Origin of the sequence: Rossellomorea arthrocnemi, from assembly GCF_904424705.1 — a bacterium.
GTDB lineage: Bacteria > Bacillota > Bacilli > Bacillales > Bacillaceae_B > Rossellomorea > Rossellomorea arthrocnemi.
In genome coordinates this window covers 1-255 of the sequence record NZ_CAJGBF010000082.1, presented here as the reverse complement: position 1 = coordinate 255, position 255 = coordinate 1, and the positions used below count along the sequence as shown (strand labels likewise).

1 rRNA gene is annotated in these 255 nt (G+C 38.4%); it reads right to left on the bottom strand.

Going from position 1 to position 255, the window contains the following annotated elements:
• Positions 1-203: 203 nt before the first annotated feature.
• A 16S ribosomal RNA gene (locus tag BAA9072_RS24055) occupies positions 204-255 on the bottom strand; the annotation flags it as partial.

Genomic DNA, 255 nt, shown 5'->3' with positions numbered 1-255 from the left:
CTCGGTAATTTCTTGACTATCAATTTATCTTTATCTAGTTTTCAAAGAACAAACATTTGTCTCAGAAGAGACAATATGGGTGGATATTTTGCTTGCGCAAAAATCCCTGATGGATGGTTATTTTGCTCTCGCAAAAAACCTGGTTAAACCATCAAAACTGAACAAAACTTCGACTGTCAAACGTTTTAGTAAATCTTCCTTAGAAAGGAGGTGATCCAGCCGCACCTTCCGATACGGCTACCTTGTTACGACTTC